The sequence below is a fragment of the Endozoicomonas sp. SESOKO3 genome (assembly GCF_024606255.1).
Genome location: NZ_JAHHPR010000771.1, coordinates 1 through 3,223 on the forward strand (window position 1 = coordinate 1; position 3,223 = coordinate 3,223).

A 3,223-nucleotide genomic window follows, 5' to 3' on the forward strand; every position below is an offset into this window, starting at 1 on the left:
CGTGTCTGGGATTTACAGCAATAAAAATGTTCCGATCCTAAAAAGAATATTGCCGTCTTGCTGGTTTGGCATCAAATAGTAGATGAAGAATTCCTTAATAAGTTCCCTCATGCAGAGGTGATCATTCGTTACGCTGTTATAGTCTTGAGGAGAAAAAGAAATTGGATAGTCAGGGACTACCTCTAAGTTATAAATTAACGTAGCGGATCATTGGGGGTTGATACTGTTGATATACATGAGTCGAAATTTTACAAACTCATAAAGATAGCACTGTGGTTTTGAGATCACCGAATCTAACATGCTTCCTCACCATGCCACAACTTTGGAGCTAGGTGTGTTTGGATTTAAAGAATGGGGGCGGGTTTGAGGTTTACAAAGGTACCTGCATTAATGTGCAGGTACCCTGACTTATGGACTCACTTATGGGCAATCAAACAGGTTTTAATATTGCAGTTCCTGTTTAGGATCTATTTCGTAAGGCAGTGGTTGGCAATTGAGTTTTGGACCTTCTTCACCCTCCAGTCGTACATCATTCTCTTGGGCAGATTCGACCCGAATGACTGCCAGCAGCTCGGTTCCCTGACCGGTTTGAATACTCTCAATTACTTCGCCTATCCCTTTGCCTGCACTATTGAACAGTCGTGTATCAGGTTCAACTGTCAGCTGTTGGTCCGAGCTGAGGCGATAGCAACGACTCTTTAGCTGCCCCAAATTTTGCATGCGGGCAACAATTTCCTGGCCGGTATAGCAGCCTTTTCTGAAGCTGACACTTTTCAGCGATGGCAGGTTCAGGTGCTGTGGAATGTAATTATTGGCAGTTTCCGGTGACAGGCTGGGCTCAACAGCGAGACAATCCAGCAGTTGCCAGTGGTGTTGCCCTTTGGGTGTGAACTGCTCAGTGAGTTTTTCCCAAAGTGTTGCCAGATGCTCGAAGGTAATCCAGAGTTCAAAACGATTCACGCTCCCGGAAACATTCAGAAGCCAGCCCTGCTGATCAATATCGAGTGCGCTGTTGCCATCGGGAACGTCATTAAAGACACTGGCTATTTTCTCTTCAACGGCATTTCCTGACAGTCCCAGGCAGACGTACTTCTGGTCAGGGGTCAGCTCGGTTTTATAAAAAACAGCGTATTTTCCCAGGCAGCTCCGAGTGCTTTCAACCAGTCCCTGGTGCATAGCCATCATGAATTGATCTTCACTGGCCTTGAGCAGAATGAAGCTGGTGAACATTCTGCCCTTGGGGGTGCAGGCCGCTCCTCCAGAAAACTGACCAGTCGTTAGCGTATCAAGATTGCAGGTGAGTTGTCCCTGGAGGAACTTCATACTGTCGGGGCCAGAAACCTGCAAAAGTGCTTTCTGGTTTAGAACAGATAATATCGGCTTTTCCGGTTCGGATGTTGAAGAGGGCTCACCAAAGCCAAGCAGTTTGCCGTTTTCATAACGAGCCCCCCGCTCAGTAAAAAACGTTTGGAATCTTTCTTCTCGATCGTTAGTCATGATCCATTCTCTTCAATGTTTTGTTCTGGTCAGTGTTCTGATTTTCAGTATCCTTGCTGGCTTGCAAATGGATACAGACAAGGGCGGGTGGACGTTGATTGTCATAATATAGAGTATTCAGAGCGCTAACTAAACCGTATAATGCTTCTCACTGAATGCCGGGAGCTTGTCTTGCCTGCATTTAGACAACTTTCCCAGAGTCTTATGACAAGGCTTTCTGTTTTTTCCGGTTGATTGAACTCGATCAAGGGAGTATTCCGAAAATGTTAAGCGCTGATGATTTCAGACGCCTGCAGTGGCACAGTCGACGCGGTATGCTGGAGCTTGATGTCTTGCTGGAGCCCTTCACCAATCAGGTTTTTAAAAAACTGTCTGCAGAAGATCAGTTTGTCTATTTGAAATTAATCGATTGTGAAGATCCGGATCTGTTTGCCTGGTTTATGGGGGATGGTCGTCCTCAGGATCCCGAGCTGGCGAGTATGGTGGACAAGGTTCTGCAATATGCCCGAAGTGGCTTGGATAGCGGTTTGGATAAAGCTTTAGATAGTGGTTTGAAGGATGCGGTCAGGGCCCAATGATTCTCTGATTGAAGTGCGGGCAGGTTTCTCTGTTCGTCACTTCATACTAACTGTTTTCTGTTATCTTTTTGCCAGTATGGCATTGTTTTTCACATCTCTTAACTTCCTCTGTACCATATTGTTGTTTGCAGTCCTGAATGCCTATGCCGTTTATTATTACCTGTCACAGCTAAAAAAAAGTCTTGGCACCAGTGTGCTTGCTATACGCTGGTATAGGGAGCGATGGTTCATTGGGACCCGAAAAGGTTGGCAGCCATGCATACCACAGGGCGAATGGCTGGTATTGCCCTGGTTGATGTGCCTGAGGTTTCGTGGTGAGGATGAGCGAAATTATTCGGTGAATTTTTTCAAGGACTCCGATCATCCAGCGTCACTGCATGCTCTGAGGTTGCGCTTAATGTTGATGAGCAAAGGAAGAAAATAAAGTATTAAAATTATGTCATCGCTTCCATGAGGAATACAGTTGCTTCCCTGCTCCAGACTATCGGTAAAATATCGTTGATAATATCGCAGCAGTAACGCCATCAATGCTGCAGCTGGAGAAAAGGGAAACGTATACAGAAGCTCAGGGTCATTTTTACAAAGGCGTTCCATGAAGTGTCTTCGCCCGACGATTTCCACAATGGACTGCTAATACTGACAAAGCCCCGGCAACTACTATAAACCCGCAAAACCCACCGAGAAACGCGTACACGCCGCTGTAATCCTGATGCTGTTCTGGAAAGAAAAAATTGTATCTGTTTTCGTTCGCATATTCAGTTTCAGTGTGGATTTTTGTTAGCTGATGAATACCAAACTCGTCAATTCTGTATTCCAGTACATATCCATTTTCATCACTGAATGAAAAATACCCAGGCTCCAGATCAAGATTTAATGTTGCCAGAATCATTCCCTCTTTATTTTTGATAATAATCTGCGTGCCGACATTTTCCGGAATAGCCTCAGAGGCGTCTGGCAGCACTTGTTTCGTCGAAGATGATATTGACGAGGACTGTAGCGACGAAGACAGTGTTGCTGAAGGGCTGACTGTTGTATAGGTCATATCACTGGTATCAGACATTGTTGCCGACGTTATTACATCCCTTGATTTCCAAGCCACTTCGATTGAATATTCCAGCTCTTTTTTCAAGCTTAGAATGGGTCTGAAG

Annotated in this window: 3 protein-coding genes; 1 reads left to right on the forward strand and 2 read right to left on the reverse strand. The window is 45.2% G+C overall.

Annotated features, from left to right (window positions below; all coding sequences use genetic code 11):
• Positions 1-441 precede the first annotated feature (441 nt).
• A complete protein-coding gene (locus KDK18_RS13560) occupies positions 442-1,497 on the reverse strand; it encodes a folate-binding protein YgfZ (protein ID WP_257255464.1) in 1,056 nt (351 codons plus the stop codon).
• A 263-nt stretch (positions 1,498-1,760) separates the two neighbouring features.
• On the opposite strand from KDK18_RS13560, the gene KDK18_RS13565 reads away from it, so the two are divergent.
• On the forward strand, positions 1,761-2,075 hold the full coding sequence (locus KDK18_RS13565) for a succinate dehydrogenase assembly factor 2 (RefSeq protein ID WP_257255465.1): 315 nt from the start codon (positions 1,761-1,763) through the stop codon (positions 2,073-2,075).
• A 577-nt stretch (positions 2,076-2,652) separates the two neighbouring features.
• Here KDK18_RS13565 and KDK18_RS13570 read toward each other — a convergent pair.
• Positions 2,653-3,135, reverse strand: a complete 483-nt coding sequence (locus tag KDK18_RS13570) for a hypothetical protein (protein WP_257255466.1) — start codon at positions 3,133-3,135, stop codon at positions 2,653-2,655.
• Between the last annotated feature and the right edge of the window lie 88 nt (positions 3,136-3,223).